This window comes from Komagataeibacter xylinus (assembly GCF_009834365.1).
GTDB classification, from domain to species: domain Bacteria; phylum Pseudomonadota; class Alphaproteobacteria; order Acetobacterales; family Acetobacteraceae; genus Komagataeibacter; species Komagataeibacter xylinus_D.
Genome location: NZ_CP041348.1, coordinates 300,483 through 317,871 on the forward strand (window position 1 = coordinate 300,483; position 17,389 = coordinate 317,871).

Consider the following 17,389-nt stretch of genomic DNA (forward strand, 5'->3'; position numbering starts at 1 on the left):
CGGCCCGCCTGACACGACATAAGCGGGTATGGCTCCTCCTCCCCTTCTCCTCCTCCAGGATATTACCCTGACCCTTGGCGGCGCGCCGCTGCTTGATGGCGCGGGATTTGGCATCGGCCCCGGCGAGCGGGTCTGCCTTGTCGGGCGCAATGGCTGCGGCAAGTCCACCCTGCTGCGCATTGCGGCGGGCGAGATCCAGGCCGATGACGGCACGGTCTTCCTCCAGCCCGGCACCACGGTGCGCTACCTGCCGCAGGAGCCCGACCTGTCGGGCTTTGCCACCACGCTGGATTACGTGCGCGCAGGCATGGGGCCAAACGACCCGGAATACCGCGCCGAACTGCTGCTGACCGAACTCGGCCTGAACGGCACGGAAGACCCCTCGACCCTCTCGGGCGGGGAAGCACGCCGCTGCGCGCTGGCCCGCGCGCTGGCCCCCGAGCCGGACCTGCTCCTGCTCGATGAGCCGACCAACCACCTCGACATGCCGACCATTGAATGGCTGGAGCGTGAACTGCTTTCACTCTCATCGGCCATGGTCATCATCAGCCATGACCGCCGCCTGCTCGAGACACTGTCGCGCTCGGTCGTGTGGCTTGACCGGGGCGTGACCCGCAGGCTCGACCAGGGCTTCGCCCGCTTCGAGACTTGGCGCGAGGAAGTGCTGGAGCAGGAAGAACGCGACAGCCACAAGCTCGACCGCCAGATCGCGCGCGAGGAAGACTGGATGCGCTACGGCGTGACCGCGCGCCGCAAGCGCAACGTGCGCCGCGTGGCCGAACTGGCCGAACTGCGCAACCAGCGCCGCACCGCCATCCGCCCGCAGGGCGGCCTGAAGATGGAAGCCCGCGAGAGCGACCTGTCGGGCAAGCTCGTCGCCGTGGCCGAGGATGTATGCCGCGCCTATGACCCCGCCCACCCCGTGGTCAGTCACCTCGACCTGCGCGTGCTGCGTAAGGACCGGCTGGGCATTGTAGGGGCCAATGGCGCGGGCAAGAGCACGCTGCTGCGCCTGCTCACCGGGCAGGACAAGCCGGATTCGGGCACGATCAATATCGGCAGCGCGCTATCGGTCGTAACCCTGGACCAGCAGCGCCGCACGCTCGACCCCAAGGCCACCCTGGCCGATACGCTGACAGGCGGCGGTGGCGACATGGTGCAGGTGGGCGACGAGAAGCGCCATGTGATCGGTTACATGAAGGACTTCCTGTTCCGCCCCGAGCAGGCGCGCACCCCGGTGGGCGTGCTGTCAGGCGGTGAGCGCGGGCGACTGATGCTGGCCTGCGCGCTGGCACGCCCCTCGAACCTGCTGGTGCTCGATGAGCCGACCAACGACCTCGATCTTGAAACGCTCGACCTGTTGCAGGAGATGCTGGCCGCCTATTCCGGCACGGTGCTGCTCGTCAGCCACGACCGTGACTTCCTCGACCGGGTCGCCTCCTCCATCCTTATGGCTGAAGGCGGTGGCAGATGGGTGGAATATGCCGGTGGCTACAGCGACATGCTGGCCCAGCGGCAGGATGCAACACTCGCCGCCCGCCCCCGCACCGAGCGCAGTGAGGCCCCACCCGCCACGACCGATGTCACGCCCACCGCCTCGCCCCGCCAGCCCGCGCGCAAGATGACCTACAAGGACAAGCATGCGCTGGAGCAGTTGCCGAAGCAGATGGCTGCCCTCGAGGCGGAAATCGAGCGTCTGCGGGCAATCCTGAGCGATGGCGGGCTTTATGCCCGCGACCCTGCCGCCTTCACCGCCGCTACCGCCGCCCTCGAAAAGGCGCAGGCCGACCTGACATCTTCCGAGGAACGCTGGCTGGAGCTTGAAATGCTGCGCGAGACGCTTCAGTCCTCCTGAACGGGGGGAATGATCAGCCCCGAGGCCTCCATCTGCGCCCGTGTTGCGGCAATGCCCTGCGTAACTGCAAGGGCGGCTGCCAGCGCCCGGCGGCCTGCCGCGCCATCAACCAGTACTTTCACGCCATCAAGGCAGGCAGCGGCAAAGGCCGCGTGTTCGGCGGCCAGCGTGTCATGGTCGCGCCACGTGACCGATTCGCGGCGGAAGCCGCCAGTGCCCGGCAGCGGCAGGCCACGTTCGCGCCCGATCATGGTCAGTTCGCGCTTCATGAAATCGGCGGAGAGATAGCCCTCCTGTGAGAACACACGCATGCGCCGCTCGGTCTTGAGCGAGATGCGGCTGGCAGCAATGGTCGCAACGCAGCCATTTTCAAACCGCACGCGGGCATTGGCGATATCCTCGAACGGTGAACTCACCGCCGCACCCAGCGCATCCACGCTTTCGATCGGGCTGTCGACAATGGCCAGAACCAGATCGAGGTCATGGATCATGAGGTCAAGAATGACCGATACATCCGTACCGCGCGGCTTGTAGGGCGCGATGCGGGTCGCCTCGATATAGAGCGGGCGGGTAATGCGCTCGGTAATGGCCCGGTGCTCGGCGGAATAGCGCAGCAGGTGCCCCACCTGCAGCACCACGCCATGCTTCTGCGCCAGATGCATCAGTTCATCGGCCTGCTCCAGCGTCGCGGCCATGGGTTTTTCCACCAGCACGTGCCGGTCTGCCGCCAGTGCCTCGCGGGCGAGGTCGAAATGATATTCCGCCGGCGCCGCCACGATGATCGCATCAGAACGGGCCAGCAGGTCGGGGTAGGACAGCACCGGCACGCCACCGGCCTCATCAGCCACCTTGCGCGCCCGCGCGGCATCGGGGTCATGGATGCCCACGAGTTCCTCCCGCGCGCCAGACAGCACCTTGAGCGCGTGAAAGCGGCCAAAATGCCCTGCCCCCACAATGCCGATGCGTAACCGCCGTGCTGCCTGCGCCATATCCTGCCTTCCGTGCATGCCGTTCTTTCGGGGCCGTTTCAAAAGCAGGCCTGTTACCGCGCTTTTGAAACGGCCCCCTGCCGGATTAGCAGCCGGCACGCCGGTCGCACAGCCCCCCGCCATGCCCGCTTCCCCCTGCCAATGCGGCAAAACGGCAACGCCGGGCAGGCGCTCGGTGCATCAGCGGTTGCATCATCGGGCGTGGGGCGGCATGTTCCCGCACTGATTTTACGTGCACACGACACATTGACCATGCCGGGCAAGGGAACCGGCTCAGCCGGGCGCAGGGAGCTTTCCATCAAGTCATGATGTATTACAGTCGGCTCAGAATGGCTTCGGTCATTGGCGTATGTCTGATCGGGCTGGCGCTGTGCCTGCCCAATTTCATCCGCCAGCCCAGCCCTTCCCTCCCATGGCGCCAGATTCATCTGGGCCTTGACCTGCGTGGCGGCTCATACCTGCTTTTGCAGGTGGACATGGCCAGTGTTGCCGCCGACAGGCTGCGCGGCCTGCAGGACCAGACACGCCAGACCCTGCTCAAGGCCGGGCTGGGCTACCGCAACCTTGCCACCGGCCCCCGCGGCGTGACGTTTACGCCCCGCACGCCCGACGAGACGCAGCCTGACCTCAAGGCGCTGCGCAGCATGCCGATGAATGTGCCGGGCGAGTTCAGGGTGGAACAGGGCGATGGCGGGCAGATCGCCCTCACGCTCTCGCCCGATGCCGCCCGCCAGCGCGCCTATGATGCGGTGACCCAGTCCATCGAGATCGTGCGCCGCCGCATTGACGCCACCGGCGCGATCGACCCCGAGATCACCCGCCAGGGCGAAGACCGGATCATTGTGGAGCTGCCGGGCATCAGCGACCCCGAGCGGGTAAAAAACCTGCTCGGCACCACAGCCAAGATGACCTTCCACCTTGTGGCCGATTCCGCCATTGGCTCCGCCGTGCCGCCAGCAGGCGTGGAAATGCTGCCCATGAGCGAGGGACAGGGCACGCTGCCGGTCTTTTCGCACGTGGATGTAGATGGCGCTGACCTGACCAATGCCAGCGCCTCGGTTGATCCCGATGGCGGCGGATGGGCGGTGAACTTCACCTTCGATTCGACCGGCGCGCAGGAATTTGGCGATGTGACCCGCGCCAATGTGGGCAAGCGCTTCGCCATCGTGCTTGATAACAAGGTGATCGAGGCCCCGGTCATCCGCGGCGCCATTACCGGCGGCAACGGGCAGATTACCGGCGGCTTCTCCGCCCAGCAGGCCACCGACATCGCCCTGCTGCTGCGCGCGGGCGCCCTGCCCGCACCGCTCAATGTAATCGAGCAGCGCTCCATCGGCCCGTCGCTCGGTGCTGATTCGATCCGGGCAGGCGGCTACAGCCTTGCCGCCGGCTTCGTGCTCGTGATCGCGTTCATGGCGCTGTTCTATGGCCGGTTCGGCTGGTACGCCAACATGGCCCTGCTGGCCAACCTGGTGCTGATGACCGCCATCCTCTCGCTGTTCGAGGCAACACTGACCCTGCCGGGCATGGCGGGCATGCTGCTGACCCTGGGCATGGCGGTGGATGCCAACATCCTGATCAACGAGCGCATCCGTGAGGAAGTGGCCCGTGGCCGCAGCGCGCTCCAGGCCATGCAGGCAGGCTTCGAACGCGCGACCGCCACTATCGTGGACAGTAACGCCACCGCGCTGCTGGCCCATGTGATGCTGTTCGTTTTCGGAACCGGGCCGGTGCGCGGCTTCGCGCTGACCATCACGATCGGTATCGTGACAACCCTGTTTACCACCCTTCTCCTTTCCCGGATGCTGATGGTGCGCTGGTATGCCCGCACACGCCCCAGCACCCTGCCGGTCTGAGGCGCGCCGAATGATGTTTGATCGTCCCCTTCTCCGGTTCGTGCCGCGCGGCACGAAAATCAACTTCATGCGCGGGCGCTTCATCGGGCTGGCAACGTCCGCCGTGCTGTCCATTGCGTCGCTGATCCTGTTCTTTCACCCCGGGCTGACGCTGGGGCTGGATTTCCGCGGTGGCATCGTGGTCGAGGCCCGCACGCAGGGGCCGGCTGATTTCAACGTCATCCGCGCAGCCCTTGCGAGCGAGCATGTCTCGGCTGCGGGCGTGCAGTCCTTTGGCGGGCCGGACGACGTGCTGATCCGCCTCGACACGCCCCCCGACAGCGAACCCGACCATGAAGCCCGCACGCAGGCCATGGTCGACTCCGTGCGCCATGCCATCGCCACCCTGCCGGGCGCGCAGGTGCTGCGGGCGGATGCGGTCGGGGCCTCGGTATCAAGGGAACTGTTCCGCAACGGCATGCTGGCGCTGGGCATCAGCCTGCTGATGATCCTGGCCTATATCTGGTTCCGTTTTGAATGGGAGTTCGCGGTCAGCGCGGTGGTGACGCTGGTGCTGGACCTGACCAAGGCCATCGGCTTTCTGGTCATTACGCATTTTGAGTTCGATCTGGTGATGGTGGCCGCCATCCTGACCATTCTGGGCTATTCCACAAACGACAAGGTGGTGGTGTATGACCGCGTGCGCGAGAACCTGCGCAAATACCGCACCATGCCGCTGGCCGAATTGATCGACCTGTCGATCAACGAGACGCTGAGCCGCACGCTGGGCACGTCATGCACCGTCTTTCTGGCCGCCCTGCCGCTGGCCCTGTTTGGCGGGGCGAGCCTGTCCGGCTTTGCGTGGGTGATGCTGTTCGGGATTGTGGTGGGCACGTCGTCTTCCATCTTCATTGCAGCGCCGCTGCTGCTGCTGATGGGCGAAAAGCGCCTGCGGCGGGATGCACGGCCGCCCGCTCGCTCGTGAGAGCGCAACGTCAAATTCATAAAATTTAAAAGTTTTGGGTGCCGCCTTTTTTCAAAAAGGCGGCATTCTTTTTTTGAAGCTTTTCTCCACACTATCTGGGGGCAGGTCCAGCCGCAGGCGGCACGACCACCTGCCCGTTTGCATTGACGGGCATGAGGGGCGCGCCGGGAAGGCAGCGTGCAGGTGCCACGCCATTCAGCGTGGAAGGGTCGGGCTGGTTGGCGCAGGCCACCATGAGGGCCACGGCCTGCCTGCCTTCACGGCGCGTGCGGCGTGAGGGCTTTTGCAGCACGGTCATGATCGTGTGCTTGCCGTATTTAAGCGAGGCCGCCATGTCATACACCTGCTGGCCCGACAGCCCGCCATCCTGCAGGCGGCTGACAAGGCTGCCCTCGGCCATGAAATAGGTCGAGACCAGCAGGTAATCCTGTGCCGGGCCGGGCAGACGCGCCATGTCCGGGCGCCGCAGACCGTGGCAGCCCCCAAGCAGGCCGACTGCCGCCACAAGCAGCATGCCGGAACGGACATGTCTTCGAATATCAATCATGTAGCGCCAACCCTGTAACGGCTTTGAAAATTCTCTTTCATGCACAACGCATGCCCCGCGCCGTGGCCAGGCGGGCGGGTTACGGCCATCGGGTTACACAAACGCTGCATCCGATCAACCCGCGCCTGCCGATAGTGGGCACACGGGCCACCGGGCACAAGTATGCGGGAGGACACAAAAAAAACGGGCACCCACAACAGGGTGCCCGTTCCTTACGCTGCGCCTGGGGCGTGCGTTCAGGCCTTGGGGGCCTCGCCCTTCTGGGCGGCTTCGGTCTTGAGCACGTCGAGAATGTCCTGCAGCAGCAGTTCGCTACGCGGGGGTGCGGGCGGCGTTGCCGGCTTCTCGGCTTCTTTCTTCGCGGTCAGGCGGTTGATGACCTTGACCACCCAGAAAATCACGAAGCCGATGATGATGAACTGGATCACGGCGTTGAGGAACAGGCCCACGTTCAGCGTGACGGCGCCTGCCTTCTGCGCATCGGCCAGCGTGGCCAGATGCGGGCCGCGCAGCGTGACGAACAGGTTGGTGAAGTCGATGCCGCCAATGAGCAGGCCAAGGATGGGGGTGAAGATATCCTTCACCAGGCTGTTCACGATAGCCGTGAAAGCCGCGCCGACGATAACACCGACAGCGAGGTCAACCACGTTGCCGCGCATGAGGAAGTTACGGAATTCGCCCAGCCAGCCAGGCACATGAATATCCTTGACGTGCAGTTCAGGCACGTGATCCGGCAGTTTTGCCATTAACGCCAATCCTTTATTTCTCAGAAGAAATTCATTCCTAGCAACATCGGGCGCGCGTGACGACTGCATCAACGCCGCTTTTTTGCCATTCCGGCTGCCTGATGCAACGCGGTAACACCCTGCCTGCCCGCAGCGGGCGCGGGTTTTCTTGTTATCGGGTGTTGATCTCGGGCGCCCATCTCGTCTATAGGCCAGCCGAACATACGCCCCCGGTCGGCATCGGTGGGCCCAGCGCGAAAGTTGTTTGAAATGAAATCCGGCATCCACCCCGACTACCACGAGATCAATGTCATCATGACCGATGGCACCGAGTACAAGACCCGCTCCTGCTACGGCAAGCCGGGCGATACGCTCCGCCTCGACATCGACACCAAGTCCCACCCGGCGTGGACCGGCGTGCAGCGCATGATGGACACCGGGGGCCAGGTCGCCAAGTTCAACAAGAAGTTCGGCGCGCTGGGCCAGCGCAAGAAGGGCTGATAACCCTCACCTCCACCGAACATACACTGCGGTTACCGGCAATGCCCGGTCCCTTGAACGGGGGGCCGGGCATTCCCATGTCTGGACCATGCGAACGCCCGAGCGGGTTCGCATCTTCCCTACAGCGCGGCCCGCTCGACCGAGGAGCCGCCCACCCGCAGACCTTGCTTCATGGAGGTTTTGAACATGGCTTATGATTTCGCACCACTGTTTCGCAGCGCGATCGGGTTTGACCGGCTGGCCCAGCTTGTCGATACGGCAGCCCAGAATCCGGTAAGCCCGTCCTACCCGCCCTATAATATCGAAAAACTGTCCGATGCCCGTTATGTCCTGACCATGGCGGTGGCAGGCTTCGGCCCTGATGACATCGAACTGACCGTGCAGGACAACACGCTGATCGTGGCCGGTCGCGTGGCGGAAAACACGCAGGACCGCGAGATGCTCCATCGCGGCATCGCCACCCGCGCGTTCGAGCGCCGCTTCGTTCTTGCCGACCACGTGGTGGTGGAAAAGGCGGACATGACCAACGGCCTGCTGCGCATTGCCGTGCGCCAGATCGTGCCCGAGGCGCTCAAGCCGCGCCGCATTCCCATCTCGTCAGGGCAGGTCATGGGCATGGAAGGCGCACCACCCCCGGACTCCGTTGCGGCACCTGCCATGGCGGCCCAACCTGCCGCCTGCGGTTGCGCCGCCTGAGCAGAACCCGCAATGGCAGCGCCATTGACGACGGGGGCGGGCCATCTGGCCTGCCCCTGTTTTGCATGGTGTGGCTGCCTGCCCGGCGGGTCAGCGTATTTGCAATGTCCGGGGCTGATGGATGCGAAACATCCAGCGCGGGCGGATTGAAGTCTTGACCTTTGGCGCCCTCAACCTTCATATCACTTCCACGAGTGTTTTCCGTTTCTGGCGCGCCAGCAGGCACGCACGGTTCCCGCTTCGGGATGGAGCCGTTTCAAACACCCTTTCAGGTGCCTGCGTGTGGCGCCACACGCTGTAGGACCTGAGTGACAATGACTGCCCTGCCCCTGATGCCCAAGGCCACCGCCGTGTGGCTTATTGAAAAGACGGCGCTGACCTTTACCCAGATTGCCGAATTCTGTGGAATGCACCCCCTTGAGGTGCAGGCCATCGCCGATGGCGAAGTGGCGCAGGGAATCGTGGGCTATGACCCGATTGCCAACCACCAGCTGACCCAGGCGGAAATCGATCGCTGCGAAAAAGACCCTGAGTCGCGCCTCAAGATCCTGCCGCCCGCCAACCCGATCAACCGCCGCTCGAAGGGCGCACGGTACACGCCGGTGGCCAAGCGCAATGACCGGCCTGATGCGATTGCGTTCATCCTGCGCAACTTCCCGCAACTGTCCGAGCAGCAGACCAGCAAGCTACTGGGCACCACCAAGGACACGATCGAGAAAGTGCGCAGCAAGCAGCACTGGAACAGCCCCAACATCAAGCCGCGTGATCCCGTCACGCTGGGCCTGTGCAGCCAGACCGACCTCAATGCCATGGTTGCTGCCGCCAATGAGCGCCTTGCCCGTGAAGGCCAGGCCGTGCCCCCGCCGCTCGAACTCGACGACGACAGCGAACACGCGCTCTAAAGCCTGACCGCCCGGTGGCCCATGCCGCCGGGCGGAAAGCAGGGCCTTTTGTTCAGCCCAGCCTGGCCAGTCGCTCGATTTCTTCCTTTACGCGCAGTTTTTCCAGCTTGAGCCGCCTGATCGCGCCCTCATCGGGCAGCGGCCTGCGATCTTCATCAAAAATGCGGGCATCAAGCCGCGCATGGCGAGTTTTGAGGCTGTTGATACGCGCTTCATACGACATGGAATCCTCCAGCGTTTTGCTACGACCCGATCAGGCTAGACCAGACGCGCGGGCGAATTCCATGCTAAAATTGCAGACCGTGGGGTAAGGCGCGCATTTCGCCTTTTGGCGCGGATATGCTTAGACTAGGGCCCTGCCCACCGAACAGATGAGCCGCCATGCTGACAGATCGCGAGACCCTCCTTCGCAAGCTGCATGAACTGCGCAGCGAACATCGTGACCTTGACACGGTCATAAGCCGCATGGCCCTGCAGATATCAGACCAGTTGCAGCTGCAACGGCTGAAAAAGCGCAAACTGCTGCTCAAGGACGAGATCACCTGGCTGGAAAGCCGCCTGATCCCCGACAGTATTGCCTGACGACCTGACGAGAGTATTTCAAACCGTGAGCCACCCTTCTTCCGCCTCCCCCCGCGTGGGAATCATCATGGGCAGCCAGTCCGACTGGGAAACCATGCGCCATGCCACCGCCGTGCTGGAAAAGCTTGAAGTTGCGCATGAGGTGCGCATCGTCTCCGCCCACCGCACACCGGACCGTCTGGCCGACTATGCAAAATCAGCCCAGGGGCGCGGGCTCTCGGTCATTATCGCAGGCGCGGGCGGGGCGGCTCACCTGCCGGGCATGTGTGCAGCCTGGACGGCGCTGCCGGTAATGGGAGTTCCGGTCGAATCGCATGCGCTCAAGGGCATGGACAGCCTGCTTTCCATCGTGCAGATGCCCGGCGGCATCCCCGTGGGCACGCTGGCCATTGGCAAGGCAGGGGCCACCAATGCCGCCCTGATGGCGGCGTCCATCCTCGCCCTGTCCGACCCGGCACTTGGCACGAGGCTGGCAGCATGGCGCGCGGCCCAGACGGCCGCCGTGGCGGATGAACCAACCCGATGAGCATGCTGCCCCCCGGTTCCGTTCTGGGCATTGTGGGCGGTGGCCAGCTTGGCCGCATGTCCGCCATTGCCGCTGCCCGCCTTGGCTACCGCGCCCATATCCTGACCACCGAGGCCGATGGCCCCGCAGCCCAGGTGGCGCATGCCGTAACCCTAGGCGCCTATGATGACCACGACGCCCTGCGCCGCTTTGCCGGTGCGGTGGATGTCATCACCTTCGAGTTCGAGAACATCAGCGCTGACGGGCTTGACCTGCTCTCCAGCCTGCGCCCGGTCCACCCGGCGGGCGCGATCCTGCGCATCAGCCAGGACCGCATTGCCGAGAAGACCTTCATGGGCGAACACGGCATCCCCGTCGCCCCCTGGCATGCGGTGGAAAGCCGCGCCGACCTTGACCGCGCAGCGAAAGCACTGGGCTATCCCTTCATCCTCAAGACCACGCGGCTGGGCTATGACGGCAAGGGACAGGCCCGCATTCACAGCGCTGCCGATCTGGACCACGCTTTTGATACGCTGCGCCCCCACCCGCTGGTGGCCGAGGGCATGATCCGCTTCGCGTGCGAGGTGAGCGTGATGGTGGCGCGTAACGAGCAGGGCGATATCAGCACCTTTGACGTAACCGAGAACCGCCACCGCAACGGCATTCTCGACATCAGCCTGGCCCCGGCCCGCATCAGCCCTGATCTTGCGGCACAGGCCCGTGACCTGGCCCGACGCATTGCCACAGCTCTTGGCCTTGTGGGCCTGTTGGGCGTGGAAATGTTCGTGGACCACGACGGCAGTCTGCGCGTGAACGAGATCGCCCCCCGCCCGCATAATTCGGGCCACTGGACCATGAATGCCTGCCCGGTGGACCAGTTCGAGATGCATGTGCGTGCCGTAACCGGCCTGCCGTTGCCACCTGCCACCCGCCATAGCGACGCGGTGATGAAAAACCTGATCGGCCCGGATGACATGGCGCTGTGGCCTGAAATCATGGCCACCCCGCACCTGCTGGCCCACCATTACGGCAAGGCCAAGGCCCGGCCGGGACGCAAGATGGGGCATGTGAACGTGATCTTTCCACTCGGCAGCCTGCCAGGTGAGTTCGGTGTTGAGGCTGCCCTCGGTCCTCTTGCAACGCCTGTAAAGGAAAAAGACACGGCTCCCTGAAAGGCTGCTTAAAAACAGGCCGCCCGAGATAATAGATGTTTTGTTCAAAAGCCTCACCAGATGCCGTGTTCTTGAAAAACCGGCGGAACGTGAGGACTTTTACTTTTTCATTAACGATGAACCTTCAAACTGTATCCTGTTTGTATTGAATGACGGGCCCGCTTAGCGGTTTTGAACGATCTATCATCATGACCGCCCTTTCAGGCAGCAATGCCTGGATTGGGGCCATGCTGGTAAAAGACGCCTGGCCCTGACCTGTCAGGCAATCAGCCCCATGGCGCGGAAACTGTGGGTGCGCCCGTTGCCCACAATAATGTGGTCATGCACGACAACACCCATCAGCCTGCCAATCTGAGCAATGCGCATGGTCATCTCGATATCAGCCCCTGATGGCTCGGGGCGGCCTGCGGGGTGGTTATGGGCCAGCACCAGCTTTTCGGCGCCAAGTTGCAAAGCGCGGCGCATGATCTCGCGCGGATAGACGGGGGAATGGTTGACCGTGCCAGTGCCCATTAAATCATCGGCCAGCAGGCGGAACTCCCCGTCAAGAAACAGTACGCGGAACTGCTCGACCACTTCATGGCCCATGCAGGCCTGCAGGTAGGCCTCCAGCCCCTTGCGGCCCGCGAGCACATCCGTGCGCCGCACCCGGCCCCGATACAGCCGTAATGCCGCCTCACGCGCCACAGCGAGCAACGGCGGCACGAGGGCCTCGCGCCCCGCCACTTCATCAAGCCCGCCCACATGCGCCGAAAGCGCCATGCCCGCCGAGCCGAAACGGGCCAGAAGGCTGGCTGCCAGCCGGTCGGGGGCGGGGTGCGCCGTATCAAGCGTGCGGATGAGACGATGCAGGAGCGCATGATCCTGCGCACGGCTGATTCTGCCGCCAAGCGGCACTGATGCGGGAACGGGTGGCTTATGGTCGGACAAAACGGCCCTTCCCCAACAATTGCAGGACAGAACGCGCCGCCATGGTGCATGATGGCGACAAAATAAGGAGGTTATGAACCTGCATGCGTCTTCATCAGTCCCATACCGTACTTTTTGACCTCGATGGCACCATCATCCGCTCGCGTGATGGCATTGTCGAATCCATCCATGCCGTGCTGCGCGACCTCGGGCATGAGCCCGACCTGTCGATGGACCTGACCTGGGTGGTTGGCCCGCCGCTTGAGGAACTGATCGGCCACATCCTCGCCCATTATGGCGATGACCGTGTGCACGAAGCAATGGCGCTGTACCGCAAACACTACGAGTCGGGGGGCATGCACAAGAGCCCGGTTTTCGAGCATATGCGCGAGGTGATCGAGACCCTCTCGGCCGAGGGCGTGCGGCTGTTCGTAGCCACCTCCAAGCCGCGCTACCTGGCGCGCAAGATCCTGCACATGCGCGGCCTGGTGCAGTATTTTGACGGCCTGTCCGGCGCGCGTGAGGATGAAAGCGGGGCCGAAAAGCCCGAACTGATCGCCGCCGTGCTGCGTGAATACGCCGTCAACCGCGAGGATGCGCTGATGATCGGCGACCGCCGCTTCGACATCAGCGGGGCGCATGCCAACCATGTGCGCGCGCTGGGCGTGCTATGGGGCTACGGCACGCGCGAGGAACTTGTGCAGGCGGGTGCGGATGCGCTGGTCAGCCAGCCTGCCGAGCTGCTGGCCGCCATCCGCCAGCAATTCGCGGCAGCCGAGGCCCATCCCCACACCTAGCGCTCCATCAGCCCCCGCATGCTCACCACCTGCCCCGCCCCACGCACCAGGCAGTCCTGAAACATCAGGCCGAGCAGGCGGGCATGGGCGTATAACATGCGCACAAGGCGCAGTTCGGGCAGGTTTTCAGCCGGTGGGGGCGCGTGCCGGCCCATGTCGCGCACCGCAATGAGCGAGACCGTATGCAGTTCAAGCGCGCGGGCCAGAACCGCGCGGCACTGTTGCGGCGGAAGGCCCGCGGGCACGACCTCATCGGCCAGCATCTGGCGGGCTGAATCAAGGTAGAACATCCGCATGCCATCAGGCGTGCAGGCCGGCAGGCGGTCGCAGTAATCGAGCAGCACCGCCATATCGGTAAAAACGACCTGCCCGCGCAGGTCGGCATGGGCCAGGCGCTGCGCCACCTCCCCCGGCACGCTGATGACCGCCACCCCGCGCGGCCCCAGCCCCGCCGCCCGCAGGGCGGAAGGCGTGGCCTCAAGCACCGCCTCGAGGCTGCCAAACGTGGCCAGCAGGGCCTTGGCCTGCGGCTTGGTGTCGCGCCGGGGGGTTGCGGCAAACAGCAGCACCTCGAGCAGTTCATAGTCGGCCAGCGAGTGCGCGCCCGCCACGCGAATGCGCTCGCGCATGCGCGCCCTGTGGCCGCCGGGGCCGACCCGTGCCGGTGTTTTTATTGGCTTTGTTTCTTTCATGACCCCTCCACACGCCCGATAGCATTGGTGCGCACTGCCCGGATTGGTATAGAAGAAAGCGTGATGGACAGCCTTATCCCTACCGGCAACGCGCCGGAATACCTCAACCGCCTCAACCCCGAGCAGCGCGACGCGATCGAGACAACCGATGGCCCGCTGCTGGTCCTTGCCGGTGCGGGCACGGGCAAGACGCGGGTGCTGACCACGCGGTTCGCGCATATCCTGCTCTCGGGCCGGGCGCGCCCCAACCAGATCCTTGCCGTAACCTTTACCAACAAGGCCGCGCGCGAGATGCGCGAGCGCGTGAGCGCCCTGCTGGGCGAACCGGCGGAAGGGCTGTGGCTGGGCACCTTCCACGCGCTATGCGCGCGCATGCTGCGCCGCCATGCGGAATATGTGGGGCTTACCAGCAGCTTCACCATTCTCGATACCGATGACCAGTTGCGCCTGCTCAAGCAGGTGCTCGAACCCTACCGTATCGACACCAAGCGCTGGCCGCCACAGGCGATCATGGGCGTGATCCAGCGCTGGAAGGATCGTGGCCTCGTGCCCGACGCCATCACGGCCGCCGAGGATACCGATTTCGCCAATGGTCGCTGCGCCGAGATCTATACCGACTACCAAAATCGACTGAAGCAGATCAACGCCTGCGACTTTGGCGACCTGATGCTGCATATGACCGAAATCCTGCGCAGACACCCCGCCGTGCTGGAGCAGTATCACCGCTACTTCCGCTATATCCTCGTCGATGAGTATCAGGATACCAACACCATCCAGTACCTGTGGCTGCGCCTGCTCGCCCACAGGAAAGGCCAGCCCTCGAACATCTGCTGCGTGGGTGATGATGACCAGTCCATCTATTCATGGCGCGGGGCGGAAGTGGAGAACATCCTGCGCTTCGAGCGCGACTTCCCCGGTGCGCGCGTGGTGCGGCTCGAGCGCAATTACCGCTCCACCCGCCAGATCCTTGGCGCAGCTTCGGGCCTGATCGCCCATAACGAGGAGCGGCTTGGCAAGACGCTGCACCCCGGCCGCGAGGATGCGGAAGGCGAGAAGGTGCGCGTGATTGCCGTGCAGGACTCCGATGACGAGGCCCGCATGGTCGGCGCCGAGATCGAACGCCTGCGCGGCGATGGCCACGCCATGAGCGAGATCGCCATCCTCGTGCGCGCGGGCTTCCAGACCCGCGCGTTCGAGGAACGGCTGATCACCCTTGGCCTGCCCTACCGCGTGGTGGGCGGCCTGCGCTTTTATGAACGTGCCGAAATTCGTGATGCCATTGCCTATATGCGCGTGGTCAGCCAGCCCTCCGATGACCTGGCGTTCGAGCGCATCATCAACGTGCCGCGCCGGGGCGTGGGGGCAACGGGGCTGCAGAAGCTGCACATGCACGCCCGCGAACGCCAGATGCCACTCACCGCCGCCGTGCTGGAAATGCTCGCCACCGGCGAGATCAGGGGCCGGGCGAAGGAACAGCTGACCGCGCTGATGCACGCACTCGCCACCGCGCGCGAGCAGGCCGGGCGCGAAGGGCATGTCGTAGCCATCGACAACCTGCTCGATGAAAGCGGGTATATCGAGATGTGGAAGGCCGACAAGTCGCCCGACGCGCCGGGCCGGATCGAGAACCTCAAGGAACTCGTGCGCTCGCTGGCTGATTACGAGAACCTTGGCGGATTCCTCGAACATGTCGCCCTTGTCATGGATACCGAGGCGAAGGCGGGCGATGACAGCATGAGCATCATGACGCTGCATGGCGCCAAGGGGCTGGAATTCGATACCGTGTTCCTGCCCGGATGGGAGGAAGGGGTCTTCCCCTCGCAGCGCACGCTCGATGAAGGCGGGCTGAAGGGGCTGGAGGAAGAACGCCGCCTGGCCTATGTGGGCATTACGCGCGCGCGCAGGCTGGCCATCATCAGCCATGCCGCCAACCGCCTGATCTATGGCAGCTGGCAGTCCGCCATTCCCAGCCGGTTTGTGGAGGAACTGCCCGCCGAGCATATTGAAAGCCGGGGCGACAGCACCAGCAGCCGCCGCAACTTTCTGGGCCGCCCGGCGGTGTTCGGCTCATCCCCCTTCCCGCTTGTTGCGGCGCGAAAGGTGCATGACGTCACACCCGCGGCAAAGACTGCACCCGGCATGAAGGTGGGGGTGCGTGTGTTCCACCAGAAATTCGGCTACGGCACGATTACCTCGGTCGAAGGAAACCGGCTGGAAGTCGCGTTTGAAAAAGCAGGCCCCAAGCGGGTGATCGATAAATTTGTTGAGCAGGTATAGATGAGCCTTTCCCCCCGGCGTCACGCCACCGAACTTGAAACCATATCGGTCACCGTTCCGCCCGATGCGGTCGAGGCCTATGAATCCGCCCTCGCCACCGTCTGCGCCACCATCGGCATATTCGAACTTGATGACAGCCAGACCCTGTGGCGCGTGGAAGGGGTGAAGGACACCGGCAACGGTGAGGACGAACTACGCGCCGCCCTGATCCTCGCCGCCCTGACCAGCGGCGTGGATGCCGAACTCGAGCGCAGCCACACCGAGGCCGAAGGCTGGCTGGCCCGCACCTACGAATCCTTCCCCGAGCAGCTTGCGGGCAGGCGCTTTGCCATTCGCGGCACGCATCTTGAAGATGCGCCCAACCCGCAGCGCATTACCATCACGCTTGATGCGGGCGTGGCCTTTGGCTCGGGCGAGCACGGCTCCACGCGCGGCTGCCTGCGCGCGCTTGAAATGGTGGCCTACCGCAAACCACAGCGCATTCTCGACCTCGGCTGCGGCTCGGGCATCCTTGCCATGGCAGCCGCAGCCCTGCTGCACAAGCCGGTGCTGGCAACCGATATCGACCCGTGGTCGGTGCGGGTGACAAAGCGCAACGCCGCCATGAACGGGCTTGCCAATCTGGTTGACTGCCATCTGGGCAATGGCTGGGCCACGCCCGCCATCCGCCACCATGCACCCTATGACCTTGTGTTTGCCAACATCCTGGCGCGCCCCCTGTGCAGCATGGCCGCTGACCTGGCACTCAACCTGCTGCCCGGTGGCACCGCAATCCTGGCCGGGCTGCTCAACACGCAGGTGCGCATGGTGCTGGCCGCCCATCGCCGCCACGGGCTTGTTCTCGAGCGCCACCTGCGCGAGGGAGACTGGGGCACGCTGATCCTGCGCAAACCCCATGGCTGACACGCCTGCCCTCCTGATCCGCGATGCGACGGATGACGACATCCCGGCCATTGTCGAGATCGTCAACCACGCCATCCGCAACAGCACCTCGATGTGGGAAACGCAGGAAACCACCATCGAGGCCCGGCTGGAATGGCTGCACACCAGCCAGGCCAGCGGCTTTCCCGTGCTGGTGGCGCAGATGCCCGATGGCAATGTTGCAGGCTACAGTAGCTGGAAGATGTTCCGCCCGTTTTCGGGCTACCGGCATACGGTGGAGCATTCGCTGTATATAGCGCCCGTCTACAAGCGCCAGGGCATTGGCAGCGCCCTGCTGCAGGCCCTGTGCGAGCGGGCGAAGGCGGCGGACGTGCATGTCATGATCGCGGGCATTACCTCGACCAACATCGCCTCGCGCAAGCTGCATGAGCGCTTTGGCTTCCAGCATGGGGGCCTGCTGCCAGAATGCGGCACCAAGTATGGCCGCTGGATGGACCTCCTGTTCCTGTACCGCATCATGTCGCCGGTATAAGTTCCA

The 17,389-nt window shown here is 64.3% G+C and carries 19 protein-coding genes; 13 read left to right on the forward strand and 6 right to left on the reverse strand.

The window, feature by feature from the left end:
- Positions 1–28: 28 nt before the first annotated feature.
- Complete coding sequence (locus FMA36_RS01560) at positions 29–1,855, forward strand: ABC-F family ATP-binding cassette domain-containing protein (protein WP_159260273.1); 1,827 nt, start codon at positions 29–31, stop codon at positions 1,853–1,855.
- On the opposite strand, the gene FMA36_RS01565 is transcribed toward FMA36_RS01560, so the two are convergent.
- On the reverse strand, positions 1,843–2,844 hold the full coding sequence (locus FMA36_RS01565) for a Gfo/Idh/MocA family protein (RefSeq protein ID WP_159260275.1): 1,002 nt from the start codon (positions 2,842–2,844) through the stop codon (positions 1,843–1,845). The genes FMA36_RS01560 and FMA36_RS01565 overlap by 13 nt on opposite strands.
- Positions 2,845–3,149: 305 nt before the next feature.
- On the opposite strand from FMA36_RS01565, the gene secD reads away from it, so the two are divergent.
- Complete coding sequence (gene secD / locus FMA36_RS01570) at positions 3,150–4,700, forward strand: protein translocase subunit SecD (protein ID WP_159260277.1); 1,551 nt, start codon at positions 3,150–3,152, stop codon at positions 4,698–4,700.
- Between the two features lie 13 nt (positions 4,701–4,713).
- Positions 4,714–5,664 (forward strand): protein translocase subunit SecF, encoded by a 951-nt coding sequence (gene secF / locus FMA36_RS01575; protein WP_159263477.1) that lies wholly within the window; start codon positions 4,714–4,716, stop codon positions 5,662–5,664.
- A gap of 91 nt (positions 5,665–5,755) precedes the next feature.
- Here secF and FMA36_RS01580 read toward each other — a convergent pair whose 3' ends face one another.
- Both FMA36_RS01580 and mscL read right to left on the reverse strand, forming a co-directional pair.
- On the reverse strand, positions 5,756–6,211 hold the full coding sequence (locus FMA36_RS01580; RefSeq protein WP_159260279.1) for a hypothetical protein: 456 nt from the start codon (positions 6,209–6,211) through the stop codon (positions 5,756–5,758).
- Positions 6,212–6,447: 236 nt separating this feature from the next.
- Positions 6,448–6,957 carry a large conductance mechanosensitive channel protein MscL gene (gene mscL / locus FMA36_RS01585; protein ID WP_159260281.1) on the reverse strand — a complete coding sequence of 170 codons (510 nt, stop codon included), beginning with the start codon at positions 6,955–6,957 and terminating at the stop codon, positions 6,448–6,450.
- A gap of 249 nt (positions 6,958–7,206) precedes the next feature.
- Here mscL and rpmE point away from each other — a divergent pair, with 249 nt between their 5' ends.
- From rpmE to FMA36_RS01600, 3 genes are all read left to right on the forward strand, one after another.
- Entirely contained in the window at positions 7,207–7,437 is a 231-nt protein-coding gene (gene rpmE, locus FMA36_RS01590; protein ID WP_061272648.1) for a 50S ribosomal protein L31, read from the forward strand.
- Between the two features lie 186 nt (positions 7,438–7,623).
- The gene (locus FMA36_RS01595; protein WP_159260283.1) at positions 7,624–8,133 is read left to right on the forward strand and encodes an Hsp20 family protein; all 510 of its coding nucleotides are present in this window, start codon (positions 7,624–7,626) and stop codon (positions 8,131–8,133) included.
- A 314-nt stretch (positions 8,134–8,447) separates the two neighbouring features.
- Complete coding sequence (locus FMA36_RS01600) at positions 8,448–9,035, forward strand: DUF1013 domain-containing protein (protein WP_130729986.1); 588 nt, start codon at positions 8,448–8,450, stop codon at positions 9,033–9,035.
- Positions 9,036–9,087: 52 nt separating this feature from the next.
- Here the strand turns inward: FMA36_RS01600 and FMA36_RS01605 are convergent, their stop codons facing one another.
- Positions 9,088–9,258 carry a YdcH family protein gene (locus FMA36_RS01605; RefSeq protein WP_078526835.1) on the reverse strand — a complete coding sequence of 57 codons (171 nt, stop codon included), beginning with the start codon at positions 9,256–9,258 and terminating at the stop codon, positions 9,088–9,090.
- A 158-nt stretch (positions 9,259–9,416) separates the two neighbouring features.
- Between FMA36_RS01605 and FMA36_RS01610 the strand changes: the two genes are divergently transcribed.
- From FMA36_RS01610 to FMA36_RS01620, 3 genes are read left to right on the forward strand one after another with little or no spacing between them, the layout of a single operon-like run.
- Positions 9,417–9,617, forward strand: coding sequence for a YdcH family protein (locus FMA36_RS01610; protein ID WP_061272640.1), 201 nt, complete (start codon positions 9,417–9,419; stop codon positions 9,615–9,617).
- A gap of 25 nt (positions 9,618–9,642) precedes the next feature.
- The gene (gene purE, locus FMA36_RS01615) at positions 9,643–10,143 is read left to right on the forward strand and encodes a 5-(carboxyamino)imidazole ribonucleotide mutase (RefSeq protein ID WP_276612595.1); all 501 of its coding nucleotides are present in this window, start codon (positions 9,643–9,645) and stop codon (positions 10,141–10,143) included.
- Positions 10,140–11,294: a 5-(carboxyamino)imidazole ribonucleotide synthase gene (locus tag FMA36_RS01620; RefSeq protein ID WP_159260285.1), complete on the forward strand. Its 1,155-nt coding sequence runs from the start codon at positions 10,140–10,142 to the stop codon at positions 11,292–11,294. The genes purE and FMA36_RS01620 overlap by 4 nt, the downstream gene beginning before the upstream one ends.
- Before the next feature lie 258 nt (positions 11,295–11,552).
- Here FMA36_RS01620 and FMA36_RS01625 read toward each other — a convergent pair whose 3' ends face one another.
- Positions 11,553–12,224, reverse strand: a complete 672-nt coding sequence (locus FMA36_RS01625) for a JAB domain-containing protein (protein WP_159260287.1) — start codon at positions 12,222–12,224, stop codon at positions 11,553–11,555.
- Between the two features lie 83 nt (positions 12,225–12,307).
- Here FMA36_RS01625 and FMA36_RS01630 point away from each other — a divergent pair, with 83 nt between their 5' ends.
- Positions 12,308–13,000 carry an HAD hydrolase-like protein gene (locus tag FMA36_RS01630; protein WP_159260288.1) on the forward strand — a complete coding sequence of 231 codons (693 nt, stop codon included), beginning with the start codon at positions 12,308–12,310 and terminating at the stop codon, positions 12,998–13,000.
- Here the strand turns inward: FMA36_RS01630 and FMA36_RS01635 are convergent.
- Positions 12,997–13,692: a UPF0758 domain-containing protein gene (locus tag FMA36_RS01635; RefSeq protein ID WP_240906445.1), complete on the reverse strand. Its 696-nt coding sequence runs from the start codon at positions 13,690–13,692 to the stop codon at positions 12,997–12,999. The two genes, FMA36_RS01630 and FMA36_RS01635, sit on opposite strands and share 4 nt — an antisense overlap.
- Before the next feature lie 63 nt (positions 13,693–13,755).
- Between FMA36_RS01635 and FMA36_RS01640 the strand changes: the two genes are divergently transcribed.
- From FMA36_RS01640 to FMA36_RS01650, 3 genes are read left to right on the forward strand one after another with little or no spacing between them, the layout of a single operon-like run.
- Positions 13,756–15,969 carry an ATP-dependent helicase gene (locus tag FMA36_RS01640; protein ID WP_159260291.1) on the forward strand — a complete coding sequence of 738 codons (2,214 nt, stop codon included), beginning with the start codon at positions 13,756–13,758 and terminating at the stop codon, positions 15,967–15,969.
- On the forward strand, positions 15,970–16,872 hold the full coding sequence (locus FMA36_RS01645; protein WP_159260293.1) for a 50S ribosomal protein L11 methyltransferase: 903 nt from the start codon (positions 15,970–15,972) through the stop codon (positions 16,870–16,872).
- Positions 16,865–17,383: a GNAT family N-acetyltransferase gene (locus tag FMA36_RS01650; protein ID WP_159260295.1), complete on the forward strand. Its 519-nt coding sequence runs from the start codon at positions 16,865–16,867 to the stop codon at positions 17,381–17,383. Before FMA36_RS01645 ends, FMA36_RS01650 begins: the two co-directional genes overlap by 8 nt.
- The last annotated feature ends 6 nt before the right edge of the window (positions 17,384–17,389 follow it).